Here is a 14808-nt window from a genome sequence, read left to right as displayed (position 1 = left end):
AGGAAATATCGTGGGAATTCGTGTTTATAAACCAACAACAAACGGTCGCCGTAATATGACTTCTTTGGATTTCGCTGAAATCACAACAAGCACACCAGAAAAAACTTTGCTTGTTGCTTTGAAGAACAAGGCTGGTCGTAACAACAACGGTCGTATCACAGTTCGTCACCAAGGTGGTGGACACAAACGTTTCTACCGTTTGGTTGACTTTAAACGTAACAAAGATAACGTTGAAGCAGTTGTTAAAACTATCGAGTACGATCCAAACCGTTCTGCAAACATCGCTCTTGTACACTACACTGACGGTGTGAAAGCATACATCATCGCTCCAAAAGGTCTTGAAGTTGGACAACGTATCGTTTCAGGTCCTGAAGCAGATATCAAAGTAGGTAACGCTCTTCCACTTGCTAACATCCCAGTTGGTACTTTGGTTCACAACATTGAGTTGAAACCAGGTCGTGGTGGTGAATTGGTCCGTGCTGCTGGAGCTTCTGCTCAAGTATTGGGACAAGAAGGTAAATACGTTCTTGTTCGTCTTCAATCAGGCGAAGTTCGTATGATTCTTGGAACTTGTCGTGCTACAGTTGGTGTTGTCGGAAACGAACAACATGGACTTGTAAACCTTGGTAAAGCAGGACGTAGCCGTTGGAAAGGTATCCGCCCAACAGTTCGTGGTTCTGTAATGAACCCTAACGATCACCCACACGGTGGTGGTGAAGGTAAAGCACCAGTTGGTCGTAAAGCGCCATCTACTCCATGGGGCAAACCTGCTCTTGGTCTTAAAACTCGTAACAAGAAAGCGAAATCTGACAAACTTATCGTTCGTCGTCGCAACGAGAAATAATTTAAAACTAGTCGCTTAAGCAACTAGGAAATTCCGCCAGCTCGGTAGCGCTCCTTGTGAGCGCAAGCCGCTGTGGTACAACATTTAAAGGAGAAAATATAAAAATGGGACGCAGTCTTAAAAAAGGACCTTTCGTCGATGAGCATTTGATGAAAAAAGTTGAAGCTCAAGCTAACGACGAAAAGAAAAAAGTTATCAAAACTTGGTCACGTCGTTCAACGATCTTCCCAAGTTTCATTGGTTACACTATCGCAGTTTATGATGGACGTAAACATGTACCTGTTTACATCCAAGAAGACATGGTAGGTCACAAACTTGGTGAATTTGCACCAACTCGTACTTACAAAGGTCACGCTGCAGACGACAAGAAAACACGTAGAAAATAAGGAGAACATAAATGGCAGAAATTACTTCAGCTAAAGCAATGGCTCGTACAGTACGTGTTTCACCTCGTAAATCACGTCTTGTTCTTGACAACATTCGTGGTAAAAGCGTAGCCGATGCTATTGCAATCTTGACATTCACTCCAAACAAAGCTGCTGAGATCATCTTGAAAGTTTTGAACTCAGCTGTAGCTAACGCTGAAAACAACCTTGGTTTGGATAAAGCTAACTTGGTAGTATCTGAAGCATTCGCAAATGAAGGACCAACTATGAAACGTTTCCGTCCACGTGCGAAAGGTTCAGCTTCACCAATCAACAAACGTACAGCTCACATCACTGTGGCTGTTGCAGAAAAATAAGGAGGTAAAATCGTGGGTCAAAAAGTACATCCAATTGGTATGCGTGTCGGCATCATCCGTGATTGGGATGCCAAATGGTATGCTGAAAAAGAATACGCGGATTACCTTCATGAAGATCTTGCAATCCGTAAATTCGTTCAAAAAGAACTTGCTGACGCAGCTGTTTCAACTATTGAAATCGAACGCGCAGTAAACAAAGTTAACGTTTCACTTCACACTGCTAAACCAGGTATGGTTATCGGTAAAGGTGGTGCTAACGTTGATGCACTTCGTGCTAAACTTAACAAATTGACTGGAAAACAAGTACACATCAACATCATCGAAATCAAACAACCTGATTTGGATGCTCACCTTGTTGGTGAAGGAATTGCTCGTCAATTGGAGCAACGTGTTGCTTTCCGTCGTGCACAAAAACAAGCAATCCAACGTGCAATGCGTGCTGGAGCTAAAGGAATCAAAACTCAAGTATCAGGTCGTTTGAACGGTGCAGATATCGCCCGTGCTGAAGGATACTCTGAAGGAACTGTTCCACTTCACACACTTCGTGCAGATATCGATTATGCTTGGGAAGAAGCAGACACTACATACGGTAAACTTGGTGTTAAAGTATGGATCTACCGTGGTGAAGTTCTTCCAGCTCGTAAAAACACTAAAGGAGGTAAATAACCAATGTTAGTACCTAAACGTGTTAAACACCGTCGTGAATTCCGTGGTAAAATGCGCGGTGAAGCTAAAGGTGGAAAAGAAGTAGCATTCGGTGAATACGGTCTTCAAGCTACAACTAGCCACTGGATCACTAACCGCCAAATCGAGGCTGCTCGTATCGCCATGACTCGTTACATGAAACGTGGTGGTAAAGTTTGGATTAAAATCTTCCCACACAAATCATACACAGCTAAGGCTATCGGGGTTCGTATGGGATCTGGTAAAGGGGCACCTGAAGGTTGGGTAGCACCAGTTAAACGTGGTAAAGTAATGTTTGAAGTTGCAGGTGTATCTGAAGAGATCGCTCGCGAAGCGCTTCGTCTTGCAAGCCACAAATTGCCAGTTAAATGTAAATTCGTAAAACGTGAAGCAGAATAAGGAGAAGGCATGAAACTTAATGAAGTAAAAGAATTTGTTAAAGAACTTCGTGGTCTTTCTCAAGAAGAACTCGCGAAGCGCGAAAACGAATTGAAAAAAGAATTGTTTGAACTTCGTTTCCAAGCTGCTACTGGTCAATTAGAACAAACAGCTCGCTTGAAAGAAGTTAAAAAACAAATCGCTCGTATCAAAACAGTTCAATCTGAAGCGAAATAATAGACTAGGGAAGGAGAAATTTCAATGGAACGCAATAATCGTAAAGTTCTTGTTGGACGTGTTGTATCTGACAAAATGGACAAGACAATCACAGTTGTAGTTGAAACAAAACGTAACCACCCAGTCTATGGTAAACGTATTAACTACTCTAAAAAATACAAAGCACATGATGAAAACAATGTTGCCAAAGAAGGTGATATCGTACGTATCATGGAAACTCGTCCGCTTTCAGCTACAAAACGTTTCCGTCTTGTAGAAGTCGTTGAAGAAGCGGTTATCATCTAATCAAACCTGAAAGGAGAAAACTGAAATGATTCAAACAGAAACTCGTTTGAAAGTCGCAGACAACAGCGGTGCACGCGAAATCTTGACTATCAAAGTTCTTGGTGGTTCTAAACGTAAATTTGCGAACATCGGTGATGTTATTGTGGCATCTGTAAAACAAGCTACTCCTGGTGGTGCGGTTAAAAAAGGTGACGTTGTTAAAGCAGTTATCGTTCGTACTAAATCAGGTGCTCGTCGTGCTGATGGTTCATACATCAAATTTGACGAAAACGCAGCAGTTATCATCCGTGAAGATAAAACTCCTCGCGGAACACGTATCTTTGGCCCAGTTGCACGTGAATTGCGTGAAGGTGGCTTCATGAAGATCGTGTCACTTGCTCCAGAAGTACTTTAATTGATTGCTCAAAGAAAATTAAAACAAGTCTAGGAAGTAAGACGAAAGCATAACTTAAGTTAGGTGAGTTGAAACTGACGAAGGATTGCTTTAATTTTTACAGAGCAAAAACAAACAAACACAGTCCCCTGGCTAAGCCAGGGTGCCCATTGGGCGTAAGAATAAAAGGAGAAAAAAATGTTTGTAAAAAAAGGCGACAAAGTTCGCGTAATCGCTGGTAAAGATAAGGGAACAGAAGCTGTTGTCCTTACTGCCCTTCCAAAAGTAAACAAAGTTATCGTTGAAGGTGTTAACATCGTTAAGAAACACCAACGTCCAACTAACGAACTTCCTCAAGGTGGTATCATCGAGAAGGAAGCAGCTATCCACGTATCAAACGTTCAAGTTTTGGACAAAAACGGTGTAGCTGGTCGTGTTGGTTACAAATTTGTAGACGGTAAAAAAGTTCGCTACAACAAAAAATCAGGCGAAGTGCTTGATTAATCACGAAGGAAAGGAGAAGTATAATGGCAAATCGTTTAAAAGAAAAATATCTTAATGAAGTAGTTCCTGCTTTGACAGAACAATTCAACTACTCATCAGTGATGGCTGTGCCTAAAGTAGATAAGATCGTTTTGAACATGGGTGTTGGTGAAGCTGTATCAAACGCTAAAAGCCTTGAAAAAGCTGCTGAAGAATTGGCGCTTATCTCAGGTCAAAAACCACTTATCACTAAAGCTAAAAAATCAATCGCCGGCTTCCGTCTTCGTGAAGGTGTTGCGATCGGTGCAAAAGTTACCCTTCGTGGTGAACGTATGTACGAATTCTTGGACAAATTGGTTTCAGTTTCACTTCCACGTGTACGTGACTTCCACGGTGTTCCTACAAAATCATTTGATGGACGCGGAAACTACACACTTGGTGTGAAAGAACAATTGATCTTCCCAGAAATCAACTTTGATGACGTTGACAAAACTCGTGGTCTTGACATCGTTATCGTAACTACTGCTAACACTGACGAAGAGTCACGTGCATTGCTTACAGGCCTTGGAATGCCTTTTGCAAAATAATATAGGAGGTATAACTAATGGCTAAAAAATCTATGATTGCTAAGAACAAACGCCCAGCGAAGTTCTCTACTCAAGCATACACTCGCTGTGAACGTTGTGGACGTCCACACTCAGTTTACCGCAAGTTTAAACTTTGCCGTGTTTGCTTCCGTGAATTGGCATATAAAGGTCAAATCCCTGGTGTAACAAAAGCATCTTGGTAATATCATGATACAAAAAGCGTAACAACCATAGCAAAAATAGGAGATTTGGTGCAGGAGCGATGCTCCAAGACAAATCTATCTTTTTTGCCCAGGTTGTAGCTCGTGTTCAAATGAGAGTTATCTTATTTGAATGTGTCAATACTATCTGAGCTTAGCTCAATCATTAACTAGCAAGTGCAACTTGCAAACTACTAGTAAGAGGAGAAAAATAAAATGGTTATGACTGACCCAATCGCAGACTTCCTAACTCGTATTCGTAACGCTAACCAAGCAAAACACGAAGTACTTGAAGTACCTGCATCAAACATCAAAAAAGGGATTGCAGAAATCCTTAAACGCGAAGGTTTTGTTAAGAACGTAGAAATCATCGAAGATGACAAACAAGGCATCATCCGTGTATTCCTTAAATACGGACCAAACGGTGAAAAAGTTATCACAAACTTGAAACGTGTTTCTAAACCAGGACTTCGTGTCTACAAAAAACGTGAAGACCTTCCAAAAGTACTTAACGGTCTTGGAATTGCTATCCTTTCAACTTCTGAAGGTTTGCTTACTGATAAAGAAGCACGCCAAAAGAACGTTGGTGGAGAAGTTATCGCTTACGTTTGGTAATATTTAGCTCCCAATTTCTTTGTGACTCGTCGTTATCGTCTCTTGCCTAACCCAAAGTTATATCTGCGAGACGATGCCTAGATTCACTTTGAAATTGAAACCTAAATATTCCTTTAAATCTAGAAATCGATTTAACCCCCCGTGAAAACTGGCCGACAAGGCCTGACAATTTAACAGGAGAATAAAAACATGTCACGTATTGGTAATAAAGTTATCGTGTTGCCTGCTGGTGTTGAAATCACTAACAATGACAACGTTGTAACTGTAAAAGGACCTAAAGGAGAACTTACTCGTGAGTTCTCAAAAGATATTGAAATTCGTGTGGAAGGTACTGAAGTAACTCTTCACCGTCCAAACGATTCAAAAGAAATGAAAACTATCCACGGAACTACTCGTGCTCTTTTGAACAACATGGTTATTGGTGTATCAGAAGGATTCAAGAAACAACTTGAAATGCGTGGGGTTGGTTACCGTGCACAACTTCAAGGATCAAAACTTGTTTTGGCTGTTGGTAAATCACATCCAGACGAAGTTGAAGCTCCAGAAGGAATTACTTTTGAACTTCCAAACCCAACAACAATCGTTGTTAGCGGAATTTCAAAAGAAGTAGTTGGTCAAACAGCTGCTTACGTACGTAGCCTTCGTTCACCAGAACCTTACAAAGGTAAAGGTATCCGTTACGTTGGCGAATATGTTCGTCTTAAAGAAGGTAAAACAGGTAAATAATATTGAGTGGTTGATTTTCAGCCACCAATATCATTTCCAACTTTGTGCATAGCACACGATTTAAAACTAAAGAGGTGAAAACTGTGATTTCTAAACCAGATAAAAACAAACTCCGCCAAAAACGCCACCGTCGCGTTCGCGGAAAACTCTCTGGAACTGCTGATCGCCCACGTTTGAACGTATTCCGTTCTAATACAGGCATCTACGCTCAAGTTATTGATGACGTAGCGGGTGTAACGCTCGCAAGTGCTTCAACTCTTGACAAAGAAGTTTCAAAAGGAACAAAAACTGAACAAGCCGTTGCTGTCGGTAAACTCGTTGCAGAACGTGCAAACGCTAAAGGTATTTCAGAAGTGGTGTTCGACCGCGGTGGATATCTATATCACGGACGTGTGAAAGCTTTGGCTGATGCAGCTCGTGAAAACGGATTGAAATTCTAATAGGAGGACACTAGAAAATGGCATTTAAAGACAATGCAGTTGAATTAGAAGAACGCGTAGTTGCTGTTAACCGTGTTACTAAAGTTGTTAAAGGTGGACGTCGTCTTCGTTTTGCAGCTCTTGTAGTCGTTGGTGACCACAACGGTCGCGTAGGATTTGGTACTGGTAAAGCTCAAGAAGTTCCAGAAGCAATCCGCAAAGCAGTAGAAGATGCTAAGAAAAACTTGATCGAAGTTCCTATGGTTGGAACAACAATCCCACACGAAGTTATTTCAGAATTCGGTGGAGCTAAAGTATTGTTGAAACCTGCTGTAGAAGGTTCTGGAGTTGCCGCTGGTGGTGCTGTTCGTGCCGTTATCGAGTTGGCAGGTGTAGCTGATGTTACATCTAAATCTCTTGGCTCAAATACTCCAATCAACATTGTTCGCGCAACTGTTGAAGGTTTGAAACAATTGAAACGCGCTGAAGAAGTTGCTGCCCTTCGTGGTATTTCAGTTTCTGATTTGGCATAAGAAAGGGGATAAAATGGCTCAAATTAAAATTACTTTGACTAAGTCTCCAATCGGACGCATTCCATCACAACGTAAAACTGTTGTAGCACTTGGACTTGGCAAATTGAACAGCTCTGTTATTAAAGAAGATAACGCTGCAATCCGTGGTATGATCACTGCAGTATCTCACTTGGTAACAGTTGAAGAAGTAAACTAATGAAATGTTAGGGGATGTGCAGTATACCATCCCCTAAAACTAGATATAGTCATCTTTGATGACAAAGGTATAGGCGAGTTGATAGGAGAGACAACCTTTTCTCTCTTATCGGCGCTAGCATTTTACAAAAGAGGAGAAAATATATAATGAAACTTCATGAATTGAAACCTGCAGAAGGTTCTCGTAAAACTCGTAACCGTGTTGGTCGTGGTACTTCATCAGGTAACGGTAAAACATCTGGCCGTGGTCAAAAAGGTCAAAAAGCTCGTAGCGGTGGTGGAGTACGTCTTGGTTTTGAGGGTGGACAAACTCCATTGTTCCGTCGTCTTCCAAAACGTGGATTCACTAACATCAACGCTAAAGAATACGCAATTGTTAACCTTGACCAATTGAACGTCTTTGAAGATGGTGCAGAAGTAACTCCAGTTGTTCTTATCGAAGCAGGAATTGTTAAAGCTGAAAAATCAGGTATCAAAATCCTTGGTAACGGTGAGTTGACTAAGAAATTGTCTGTGAAAGCAGCTAAATTCTCTAAATCAGCTGAAGAAGCTATCACTGCTAAAGGTGGTTCAGTAGAAGTCATCTAAGAGAGGTGACCTATGTTTTTTAAATTATTGAGAGAAGCTCTCAAGGTCAAGCAAGTTCGATCAAAAATTCTTTTTACAATTTTTATCGTTTTGGTCTTCCGTATCGGGACTAGCATTACAGTTCCATGGGTCAATGCCAACAGCTTGAATGCTTTGAGTGGTCTATCTTTTCTAAATATGTTGAGCTTGGTGTCTGGTAATGCCATGAAAAACTTTTCAGTTTTTGCACTTGGTGTTAGTCCATACATTACTGCTTCTATCGTTGTCCAACTCTTACAAATGGATTTATTACCAAAGTTTGTAGAGTGGGGCAAACAAGGGGAAGTTGGTCGTAGAAAGTTGAACCAGGCAACGCGATATATTGCCCTTGTTCTTGCATTCGTGCAATCTATCGGAATTACAGCTGGTTTTAATGCTTTATCTGGAGCCAAACTTTTGACTGTTCCTCTAACACCACAAGTTTTCCTTGTGATTGGAGCAATCCTAACAGCGGGTAGTATGATTGTAACTTGGTTGGGAGAGCAAATTACTGATAAGGGTTATGGGAATGGTGTTTCCATGATTATCTTTGCGGGGATTGTTGCTTCAATTCCTGATATGATCAAGGGTATCTATGTTGACTATTTTGTCAACGTACCAAGCGACCGCTTGACTTCATCCCTCATTTTTGTTGCTATCTTAATCGTAGCAGTCTTATTGATTGTTTACTTTACAACTTATGTTCAACAAGCTGAATATAAGATACCAATTCAGTATACTAAGGTAGCACAAGGAGCACCATCAAGTTCCTATCTTCCATTGAAGATTAACCCTGCAGGAGTTATTCCAGTTATCTTTGCTAGCTCAATTACAGCAGCACCAGCGGCAATTTTACAATTTGTAAGTGCATCTGGTCTTGATTGGGCCTGGGTACGTAGTGCTCAGGAGTTACTATCTACAACAGCCCCTACAGGTATCGCTTTGTACGCTCTGTTGATTATCCTCTTTACATTCTTCTATACATTTGTACAGATTAATCCTGAGAAAGCAGCAGAGAATTTACAAAAGAGCGGTGCTTACATTCACGGTGTCCGTCCTGGTAAAGGGACTGAAGAATATATGTCAAAACTTCTTCGTCGTCTCGCAACAGTCGGCTCACTCTTCCTTGGTGTGATTTCTATTTTACCGATTGTGGCTAAGGATGTCTTTGGTCTTTCAGAAGTCGTTGCTTTTGGAGGTACCAGTCTCTTGATCATTATCTCAACAGGTATTGAAGGAATCAAACAATTGGAAGGTTATCTATTGAAACGTAAATATGTTGGTTTTATGAATACAACAGAATAATTGTAATAGAAAATAAAATTCACTATTGCTCAGAGAGTGGAGTGTAAAAATCAAAGACCTTGTCAGATTTTTTACTCCTCTCTTCTATTTTGTTCTTAAATAGGAGTTGAAATGAATTTTTGCTTCTATTTAAAAACAAAAAAGGAGTTTGAATCATGAATCTTTTGATTATGGGATTACCTGGTGCAGGTAAGGGAACACAAGCAGCTAGAATTGTGGAACAATTTCATGTAGCTCATATCTCAACAGGAGATATGTTCCGTGCTGCGATGGCTAACCAAACTGAAATGGGTGTTCTAGCCAAGTCATACATTGATAAGGGTGAGTTAGTTCCAGATGAAGTTACAAACGGAATCGTTAAAGAACGTTTGGCTCAAGGTGACATTAAGGAAAAAGGATTCCTCTTAGACGGTTTCCCTCGTACCATTGAACAAGCCCACGCTTTGGATCAAATTTTGGTAGACCTTGGTCTTGAACTTGAGGGTGTAATCAATATTGAAGTAGATCCATCATGCCTACTCGAACGTTTGAGTGGTCGTATCATTCACCGTGAAACTGGCGAAACTTTCCACAAAGTTTTCAATCCACCAGTTGATTACAAAGAAGAAGACTACTATCAACGTGAAGATGACAAACCAGAAACAGTAAAACGTCGTTTGGATGTCAATATTGCCCAAGGTGAACCGATTATTGCTCACTATCGTGCTAAAGGTTTGGTACATGATATCGAAGGTAATCAAGATATCAATGATGTATTTGCAGATATCGAAAAAGTATTGACAAAATTGAAATAAAAGCGTTTTTCATGCTTGCAAAATGTCTCTACAAATGTTATACTGAGTTAGTCTGACTTATAATTGTTGTCTCTGTGTCTAGAGGCATCAAATCGAAATTTATGGAGGTACTTTTGCGTGGCAAAAGACGATGTGATTGAAGTTGAAGGTAAAGTAGTTGATACTATGCCGAATGCAATGTTTACGGTTGAACTTGAAAATGGACATCAGATTTTAGCAACAGTTTCTGGTAAAATTCGTAAAAACTATATTCGTATTTTAGCGGGAGATCGTGTTACTGTCGAAATGAGTCCATATGACTTGACACGTGGACGTATCACTTACCGCTTTAAATAATCGAAAAACTTGGAGGGATAAGAAATGAAAGTAAGACCATCGGTCAAACCAATTTGCGAATACTGTAAAGTTATTCGTCGTAATGGTCGTGTTATGGTAATTTGCCCAGCAAATCCAAAACACAAACAACGTCAAGGATAAGATAGAAAGGAGAAAACATGGCTCGTATTGCTGGAGTTGACATTCCAAATGACAAACGCGTAGTAATTTCATTGACTTATGTGTACGGTATCGGACTTCCAACATCTAAGAAAATCTTGGCAGCTGCTGGAATTTCAGAAGATGTACGTGTTCGCGATCTTACACCAGATCAAGAAGATGCTATCCGTCGTGAAGTGGATGCAATCAAAGTTGAAGGTGACCTTCGTCGTGAAGTTAACTTGAACATCAAACGTTTGATGGAAATCGGTTCATACCGTGGTATCCGTCACCGTCGTGGACTTCCTGTCCGTGGACAAAACACTAAAAACAACGCTCGCACTCGTAAAGGTAAAGCTGTTGCGATTGCTGGTAAGAAAAAATAATATAGGAGGTAAAAGTCTTGGCTAAACCAACACGTAAACGTCGTGTGAAAAAGAATATCGAATCTGGTATTGCTCATATTCACGCTACATTTAATAACACTATTGTTATGATTACTGATGTGCATGGTAATGCAATTGCTTGGTCATCAGCTGGTGCTCTTGGTTTCAAAGGTTCTCGTAAATCTACACCATTTGCTGCTCAAATGGCTTCTGAAGCTGCTGCTAAATCTGCACAAGAACACGGTCTTAAGTCAGTTGAAGTTACTGTTAAAGGTCCAGGTTCTGGTCGTGAGTCAGCTATTCGTGCTCTTGCTGCCGCTGGTCTTGAAGTAACAGCAATTCGTGATGTGACTCCAGTGCCACACAATGGTGCTCGTCCTCCAAAACGTCGCCGTGTATAATCATAACCTTACACTGCTTTTCGTTTAAGAGGGAGTAACTAAATGATCGAGTTTGAAAAACCAAATATAACAAAAATTGATGAAAATAAAGATTATGGCAAGTTTGTAATCGAACCGCTTGAACGTGGTTACGGTACAACACTTGGTAACTCTCTTCGTCGTGTACTTCTAGCTTCTCTTCCAGGGGCTGCTGTAACATCTATCAATATCGAAGGTGTATTGCATGAATTTGATACAGTTCCGGGTGTTCGCGAAGACGTGATGCAAATCATTCTGAACATCAAAGGTATTGCAGTAAAATCTTACGTTAAAGACGAAAAGATCATTGAACTAGATGTGCAAGGTCCTGCTGAAATTACAGCTGGAGATATCTTGACAGATAGCGACATTGAAATTGTAAATCCAGATCATTATCTCTTTACAATCGGTGAAGGTTCTTCTCTAAAGGCGACAATGACTGTTAACAGTGGTCGTGGATATGTACCTGCTGATGAAAATAAAAAAGATAATGCACCAGTTGGAACACTTGCTGTAGATTCTATTTATACACCAGTTACAAAAGTCAACTATCAAGTTGAACCTGCTCGTGTAGGTAGCAATGATGGTTTCGACAAATTAACCCTTGAAATCTTGACTAATGGAACAATTATTCCAGAAGATGCTTTAGGGCTTTCAGCGCGTATCTTGACTGAGCACCTTGATTTGTTTACAAATCTTACAGAGATTGCTAAGTCAGCAGAAGTGATGAAAGAAGCTGATACTGAATCGGACGACCGTATCTTGGAACGTACGATTGAGGAACTTGACTTGTCTGTGCGTTCATACAACTGTTTGAAACGTGCCGGTATCAACACTGTGCATGATTTGACAGAAAAATCTGAAGCAGAGATGATGAAAGTAAGAAATCTTGGACGCAAGAGTTTGGAAGAAGTGAAAGTCAAACTCATTGATTTGGGTCTTGGATTAAAAGATAAATAAAGGAGGAATAAATGGCTTACCGTAAACTAGGACGCACTAGCTCACAACGTAAAGCAATGCTTCGCGATTTGACAACTGACCTTTTGATCAACGAATCAATCGTGACAACTGAAGCTCGTGCTAAAGAAATCCGTAAAACTGTTGAAAAAATGATTACTCTAGGTAAACGTGGTGATTTGCATGCACGTCGTCAAGCAGCTGCTTTCGTACGTAATGAAATCGCATCTGAAAACTATGATGAAGCAACTGATAAGTACACTTCTACTACAGCACTTCAAAAATTGTTCTCAGAAATCGCACCTCGTTATGCTGAGCGTAACGGTGGATACACTCGTATCCTTAAAACTGAACCACGTCGTGGTGATGCAGCGCCAATGGCGATCATCGAATTAGTATAAAATCATCAATTTTGTTGAGTGTTATGATGATGGGGTCTTGTGCTCTTAGTCTAGCTCTGGTCTACCGCTAGGACTTATGTCCTAGCGGGAACACTCATCATAAGATGATAAGGTAGACGCTTGTTTACGAAATTGTTTTTTACTAAAGAACAATTTCGTAAGCAGGCGTTTTTGAGTATTTTATTAAGAAATATGCTATACTATTGAAAACGAAAATCAACAATGTTCATTTTTTCAAAAATATTCTATAAAGAGGTTATGAGCCAATATACTATCACTTTCAATTTCTAAACTAGCGACTTGGTAAAAAAATACTAGTCTGGTACAAGATCAACTAAGAGATTTCTTAGGGGTTCAACTTGGACAATTGTTCACTATTAAGTGATTTAGTTACTCTATCTCCCCTTTTTTATTTTGTTTTTGGCCGAAATGGATATTGTTCTGTGTTAGAAACGGAGTTTAATCATGAAAGCTATTATTACTGTTGTTGGTAAAGATAAATCTGGAATTGTTGCAGGTGTTGCGACAAAAATTGCTGAATTAGGCTTAAATATTGATGATATCTCACAAACAGTCTTGGACGAATTCTTTACAATGATGGCTGTGGTATCTAGTGATGAAAAGCAAGATTTTACTCATCTTAGAAACGAATTTGAGGTTTTTGGTCAGACTTTGAATGTCAAAATCAATATTCAAAGTGCGGCTATTTTTGATGCTATGTACAATATCTAGGAGGTATTTATGGATATTAGACAAGTTACCGAAACAATCGCTATGATTGAGGAGCAAAACTTTGACATTAGAACCATTACCATGGGGATTTCCCTTTTGGACTGTATCGATCCAGATATCAATCGTGCTGCGGATAAAATATATGAAAAGATTACTACAAAAGCTGCTAATTTAGTGGCTGTTGGGGATGAAATTGCGGCTGAGTTAGGAATTCCTATTGTGAATAAACGTGTGTCTGTAACTCCAATTTCCCTGATTGGTGCTGCTACCGATGCGACGGATTATGTAGTCTTAGCTAAAGCACTGGATAAAGCTGCGAAAGAAATTGGTGTTGACTTCATTGGTGGTTTTTCAGCCTTGGTACAAAAGGGTTATCAAAAAGGTGATGAAATCCTTATCAACTCCATTCCTCGTGCATTGGCAGAAACGGATAAGGTTTGTTCATCAGTAAATATCGGTTCTACCAAATCGGGCATCAATATGACTGCAGTAGCGGATATGGGGCGCGTTATTAAGGAAACAGCTTCTTTATCTGATATGGGGGCGGCTAAATTGGTTGTATTTGCCAACGCGGTAGAGGACAATCCTTTTATGGCAGGAGCTTTTCATGGTGTAGGTGAAGCAGATGTCATCATCAATGTAGGTGTTTCAGGACCGGGTGTTGTCAAACGTGCCTTGGAAAAGGTTCGAGGTCAGAGCTTTGATGTTGTTGCTGAAACTGTTAAAAAAACGGCTTTCAAGATTACCCGTATTGGTCAATTGGTTGGTCAAATGGCTAGTGAGCGCCTCGGAGTTGATTTTGGGATTGTCGATTTAAGTTTAGCTCCAACTCCAGCAGTGGGTGATTCTGTAGCTCGTGTTCTTGAAGAAATGGGGCTAGAGACAGTTGGGACTCATGGAACGACTGCTGCCTTGGCTCTCTTGAACGATCAAGTTAAAAAAGGCGGAGTTATGGCTTGCAACCAAGTTGGTGGTTTGTCTGGTGCCTTTATCCCAGTTTCTGAGGACGAGGGGATGATTGCTGCAGTGCAAAACGGCTCCCTTAATTTGGAAAAACTAGAAGCTATGACGGCTATCTGTTCAGTTGGTTTGGATATGATTGCCATTCCTGAGGATACACCTGCAGAAACGATTGCGGCAATGATTGCGGATGAAGCTGCTATCGGAGTCATCAATATGAAAACAACTGCTGTACGTATTATTCCAAAAGGAAAAGAAGGCGATATGATTGAATTTGGTGGCCTTCTAGGAACGGCTCCAGTCATGAAAGTTAACGGTGCCTCGTCTGTCGACTTCATTGCACGTGGAGGGCAAATCCCGGCTCCAATCCATAGTTTTAAAAATTAAAAAGAAGTGAAATCTGTTTAAGTTGGATTTAAGGATAGACCTGTATACTACTATCATTAAATAAAGACCTCCTAACTTTATTTAAT

Annotated in this window: 27 protein-coding genes; all 27 read left to right on the top strand. The window is 40.4% G+C overall.

Annotated features, from left to right (window positions below; genetic code table 11):
* The first annotated feature begins 10 nt into the window (after window positions 1-10).
* Window positions 11-844 (top strand): 50S ribosomal protein L2, encoded by an 834-nt coding sequence (rplB, locus tag HMPREF2837_RS01310; RefSeq protein WP_000512914.1) that lies wholly within the window; start codon window positions 11-13, stop codon window positions 842-844.
* Between the two features lie 104 nt (window positions 845-948).
* Window positions 949-1230 carry a 30S ribosomal protein S19 gene (gene rpsS, locus HMPREF2837_RS01305; protein ID WP_000533766.1) on the top strand — a complete coding sequence of 94 codons (282 nt, stop codon included), beginning with the start codon at window positions 949-951 and terminating at the stop codon, window positions 1228-1230.
* Between the two features lie 11 nt (window positions 1231-1241).
* The gene (gene rplV / locus HMPREF2837_RS01300) at window positions 1242-1586 is read left to right on the top strand and encodes a 50S ribosomal protein L22 (RefSeq protein WP_049548847.1); all 345 of its coding nucleotides are present in this window, start codon (window positions 1242-1244) and stop codon (window positions 1584-1586) included.
* Between the two features lie 12 nt (window positions 1587-1598).
* Entirely contained in the window at window positions 1599-2252 is a 654-nt protein-coding gene (gene rpsC / locus HMPREF2837_RS01295; protein WP_000529936.1) for a 30S ribosomal protein S3, read from the top strand.
* A 3-nt stretch (window positions 2253-2255) separates the two neighbouring features.
* Window positions 2256-2669 carry a 50S ribosomal protein L16 gene (gene rplP, locus HMPREF2837_RS01290; protein ID WP_000960948.1) on the top strand — a complete coding sequence of 138 codons (414 nt, stop codon included), beginning with the start codon at window positions 2256-2258 and terminating at the stop codon, window positions 2667-2669.
* 9 nt (window positions 2670-2678) lie between these two features.
* A complete protein-coding gene (gene rpmC, locus HMPREF2837_RS01285) occupies window positions 2679-2885 on the top strand; it encodes a 50S ribosomal protein L29 (RefSeq protein WP_000772918.1) in 207 nt (68 codons plus the stop codon).
* A gap of 24 nt (window positions 2886-2909) precedes the next feature.
* On the top strand, window positions 2910-3170 hold the full coding sequence (rpsQ, locus tag HMPREF2837_RS01280; protein ID WP_000440801.1) for a 30S ribosomal protein S17: 261 nt from the start codon (window positions 2910-2912) through the stop codon (window positions 3168-3170).
* Between the two features lie 25 nt (window positions 3171-3195).
* Window positions 3196-3564 carry a 50S ribosomal protein L14 gene (gene rplN / locus HMPREF2837_RS01275; protein WP_000616548.1) on the top strand — a complete coding sequence of 123 codons (369 nt, stop codon included), beginning with the start codon at window positions 3196-3198 and terminating at the stop codon, window positions 3562-3564.
* Between the two features lie 177 nt (window positions 3565-3741).
* Window positions 3742-4047, top strand: a complete 306-nt coding sequence (gene rplX, locus HMPREF2837_RS01270; protein ID WP_000497691.1) for a 50S ribosomal protein L24 — start codon at window positions 3742-3744, stop codon at window positions 4045-4047.
* Between the two features lie 23 nt (window positions 4048-4070).
* Entirely contained in the window at window positions 4071-4613 is a 543-nt protein-coding gene (gene rplE / locus HMPREF2837_RS01265; RefSeq protein WP_000013542.1) for a 50S ribosomal protein L5, read from the top strand.
* A gap of 17 nt (window positions 4614-4630) precedes the next feature.
* The gene (locus HMPREF2837_RS01260; RefSeq protein ID WP_001085699.1) at window positions 4631-4816 is read left to right on the top strand and encodes a type Z 30S ribosomal protein S14; all 186 of its coding nucleotides are present in this window, start codon (window positions 4631-4633) and stop codon (window positions 4814-4816) included.
* Window positions 4817-5029: 213 nt separating this feature from the next.
* The gene (rpsH, locus tag HMPREF2837_RS01255) at window positions 5030-5428 is read left to right on the top strand and encodes a 30S ribosomal protein S8 (protein WP_000245504.1); all 399 of its coding nucleotides are present in this window, start codon (window positions 5030-5032) and stop codon (window positions 5426-5428) included.
* Window positions 5429-5617: 189 nt separating this feature from the next.
* Window positions 5618-6154 carry a 50S ribosomal protein L6 gene (gene rplF / locus HMPREF2837_RS01250; RefSeq protein ID WP_000086625.1) on the top strand — a complete coding sequence of 179 codons (537 nt, stop codon included), beginning with the start codon at window positions 5618-5620 and terminating at the stop codon, window positions 6152-6154.
* Window positions 6155-6237: 83 nt separating this feature from the next.
* Entirely contained in the window at window positions 6238-6594 is a 357-nt protein-coding gene (gene rplR, locus HMPREF2837_RS01245; RefSeq protein WP_000624044.1) for a 50S ribosomal protein L18, read from the top strand.
* A 17-nt stretch (window positions 6595-6611) separates the two neighbouring features.
* The gene (gene rpsE, locus HMPREF2837_RS01240) at window positions 6612-7106 is read left to right on the top strand and encodes a 30S ribosomal protein S5 (protein WP_000874203.1); all 495 of its coding nucleotides are present in this window, start codon (window positions 6612-6614) and stop codon (window positions 7104-7106) included.
* A gap of 13 nt (window positions 7107-7119) precedes the next feature.
* Window positions 7120-7302 (top strand): 50S ribosomal protein L30, encoded by a 183-nt coding sequence (gene rpmD, locus HMPREF2837_RS01235; protein WP_000057241.1) that lies wholly within the window; start codon window positions 7120-7122, stop codon window positions 7300-7302.
* Between the two features lie 146 nt (window positions 7303-7448).
* Window positions 7449-7889 (top strand): 50S ribosomal protein L15, encoded by a 441-nt coding sequence (rplO, locus tag HMPREF2837_RS01230; protein ID WP_000766078.1) that lies wholly within the window; start codon window positions 7449-7451, stop codon window positions 7887-7889.
* Between the two features lie 12 nt (window positions 7890-7901).
* A complete protein-coding gene (gene secY / locus HMPREF2837_RS01225) occupies window positions 7902-9212 on the top strand; it encodes a preprotein translocase subunit SecY (protein ID WP_049548846.1) in 1311 nt (436 codons plus the stop codon).
* Between the two features lie 155 nt (window positions 9213-9367).
* A complete protein-coding gene (locus HMPREF2837_RS01220) occupies window positions 9368-10006 on the top strand; it encodes an adenylate kinase (RefSeq protein WP_049548845.1) in 639 nt (212 codons plus the stop codon).
* 117 nt (window positions 10007-10123) lie between these two features.
* Window positions 10124-10342, top strand: a complete 219-nt coding sequence (gene infA / locus HMPREF2837_RS01215; protein ID WP_001029883.1) for a translation initiation factor IF-1 — start codon at window positions 10124-10126, stop codon at window positions 10340-10342.
* A 24-nt stretch (window positions 10343-10366) separates the two neighbouring features.
* Complete coding sequence (gene rpmJ / locus HMPREF2837_RS10570; RefSeq protein WP_001808836.1) at window positions 10367-10483, top strand: 50S ribosomal protein L36; 117 nt, start codon at window positions 10367-10369, stop codon at window positions 10481-10483.
* 17 nt (window positions 10484-10500) lie between these two features.
* The gene (gene rpsM / locus HMPREF2837_RS01210; protein ID WP_000090783.1) at window positions 10501-10866 is read left to right on the top strand and encodes a 30S ribosomal protein S13; all 366 of its coding nucleotides are present in this window, start codon (window positions 10501-10503) and stop codon (window positions 10864-10866) included.
* 17 nt (window positions 10867-10883) lie between these two features.
* Window positions 10884-11267, top strand: a complete 384-nt coding sequence (gene rpsK / locus HMPREF2837_RS01205; RefSeq protein ID WP_001118385.1) for a 30S ribosomal protein S11 — start codon at window positions 10884-10886, stop codon at window positions 11265-11267.
* Between the two features lie 42 nt (window positions 11268-11309).
* Window positions 11310-12245, top strand: a complete 936-nt coding sequence (locus HMPREF2837_RS01200) for a DNA-directed RNA polymerase subunit alpha (RefSeq protein WP_000568996.1) — start codon at window positions 11310-11312, stop codon at window positions 12243-12245.
* 11 nt (window positions 12246-12256) lie between these two features.
* Window positions 12257-12643, top strand: coding sequence for a 50S ribosomal protein L17 (gene rplQ / locus HMPREF2837_RS01195; protein ID WP_000331493.1), 387 nt, complete (start codon window positions 12257-12259; stop codon window positions 12641-12643).
* Between the two features lie 465 nt (window positions 12644-13108).
* The gene (locus tag HMPREF2837_RS01190; protein ID WP_000644115.1) at window positions 13109-13375 is read left to right on the top strand and encodes an ACT domain-containing protein; all 267 of its coding nucleotides are present in this window, start codon (window positions 13109-13111) and stop codon (window positions 13373-13375) included.
* Window positions 13376-13384: 9 nt separating this feature from the next.
* Window positions 13385-14722, top strand: coding sequence for a PFL family protein (locus HMPREF2837_RS01185; RefSeq protein WP_049548844.1), 1338 nt, complete (start codon window positions 13385-13387; stop codon window positions 14720-14722).
* Window positions 14723-14808: the final 86 nt, after the last annotated feature.

Origin of the sequence: Streptococcus sp. HMSC071D03 (assembly GCF_001812125.1) — a bacterium.
Lineage (GTDB): Bacteria > Bacillota > Bacilli > Lactobacillales > Streptococcaceae > Streptococcus > Streptococcus pseudopneumoniae_N.
The sequence above is the reverse complement of the archived record's forward strand: the minus strand, read 5'-3'. Positions and strand labels throughout refer to the sequence as shown.

Coding starts and splice junctions, on each gene's coding strand:
- rpsS (WP_000533766.1), top strand. CDS start 949: ATGGGACGCAGTCTTAAAAAAGGACCTTTCGTCGATGAGCATTTGATG.
- HMPREF2837_RS01220 (WP_049548845.1), top strand. CDS start 9,368: ATGAATCTTTTGATTATGGGATTACCTGGTGCAGGTAAGGGAACACAA.
- rpsM (WP_000090783.1), top strand. CDS start 10,501: ATGGCTCGTATTGCTGGAGTTGACATTCCAAATGACAAACGCGTAGTA.
- HMPREF2837_RS01190 (WP_000644115.1), top strand. CDS start 13,109: ATGAAAGCTATTATTACTGTTGTTGGTAAAGATAAATCTGGAATTGTT.
- rpmC (WP_000772918.1), top strand. CDS start 2,679: ATGAAACTTAATGAAGTAAAAGAATTTGTTAAAGAACTTCGTGGTCTT.
- rpsH (WP_000245504.1), top strand. CDS start 5,030: ATGGTTATGACTGACCCAATCGCAGACTTCCTAACTCGTATTCGTAAC.
- rpsE (WP_000874203.1), top strand. CDS start 6,612: ATGGCATTTAAAGACAATGCAGTTGAATTAGAAGAACGCGTAGTTGCT.
- rplV (WP_049548847.1), top strand. CDS start 1,242: ATGGCAGAAATTACTTCAGCTAAAGCAATGGCTCGTACAGTACGTGTT.
- rpsQ (WP_000440801.1), top strand. CDS start 2,910: ATGGAACGCAATAATCGTAAAGTTCTTGTTGGACGTGTTGTATCTGAC.
- rpmD (WP_000057241.1), top strand. CDS start 7,120: ATGGCTCAAATTAAAATTACTTTGACTAAGTCTCCAATCGGACGCATT.
- HMPREF2837_RS01200 (WP_000568996.1), top strand. CDS start 11,310: ATGATCGAGTTTGAAAAACCAAATATAACAAAAATTGATGAAAATAAA.
- rplX (WP_000497691.1), top strand. CDS start 3,742: ATGTTTGTAAAAAAAGGCGACAAAGTTCGCGTAATCGCTGGTAAAGAT.
- rplE (WP_000013542.1), top strand. CDS start 4,071: ATGGCAAATCGTTTAAAAGAAAAATATCTTAATGAAGTAGTTCCTGCT.
- rplN (WP_000616548.1), top strand. CDS start 3,196: ATGATTCAAACAGAAACTCGTTTGAAAGTCGCAGACAACAGCGGTGCA.
- rpmJ (WP_001808836.1), top strand. CDS start 10,367: ATGAAAGTAAGACCATCGGTCAAACCAATTTGCGAATACTGTAAAGTT.
- HMPREF2837_RS01260 (WP_001085699.1), top strand. CDS start 4,631: ATGGCTAAAAAATCTATGATTGCTAAGAACAAACGCCCAGCGAAGTTC.
- secY (WP_049548846.1), top strand. CDS start 7,902: ATGTTTTTTAAATTATTGAGAGAAGCTCTCAAGGTCAAGCAAGTTCGA.
- HMPREF2837_RS01185 (WP_049548844.1), top strand. CDS start 13,385: ATGGATATTAGACAAGTTACCGAAACAATCGCTATGATTGAGGAGCAA.
- rplQ (WP_000331493.1), top strand. CDS start 12,257: ATGGCTTACCGTAAACTAGGACGCACTAGCTCACAACGTAAAGCAATG.
- rplO (WP_000766078.1), top strand. CDS start 7,449: ATGAAACTTCATGAATTGAAACCTGCAGAAGGTTCTCGTAAAACTCGT.
- rplP (WP_000960948.1), top strand. CDS start 2,256: ATGTTAGTACCTAAACGTGTTAAACACCGTCGTGAATTCCGTGGTAAA.
- rplF (WP_000086625.1), top strand. CDS start 5,618: ATGTCACGTATTGGTAATAAAGTTATCGTGTTGCCTGCTGGTGTTGAA.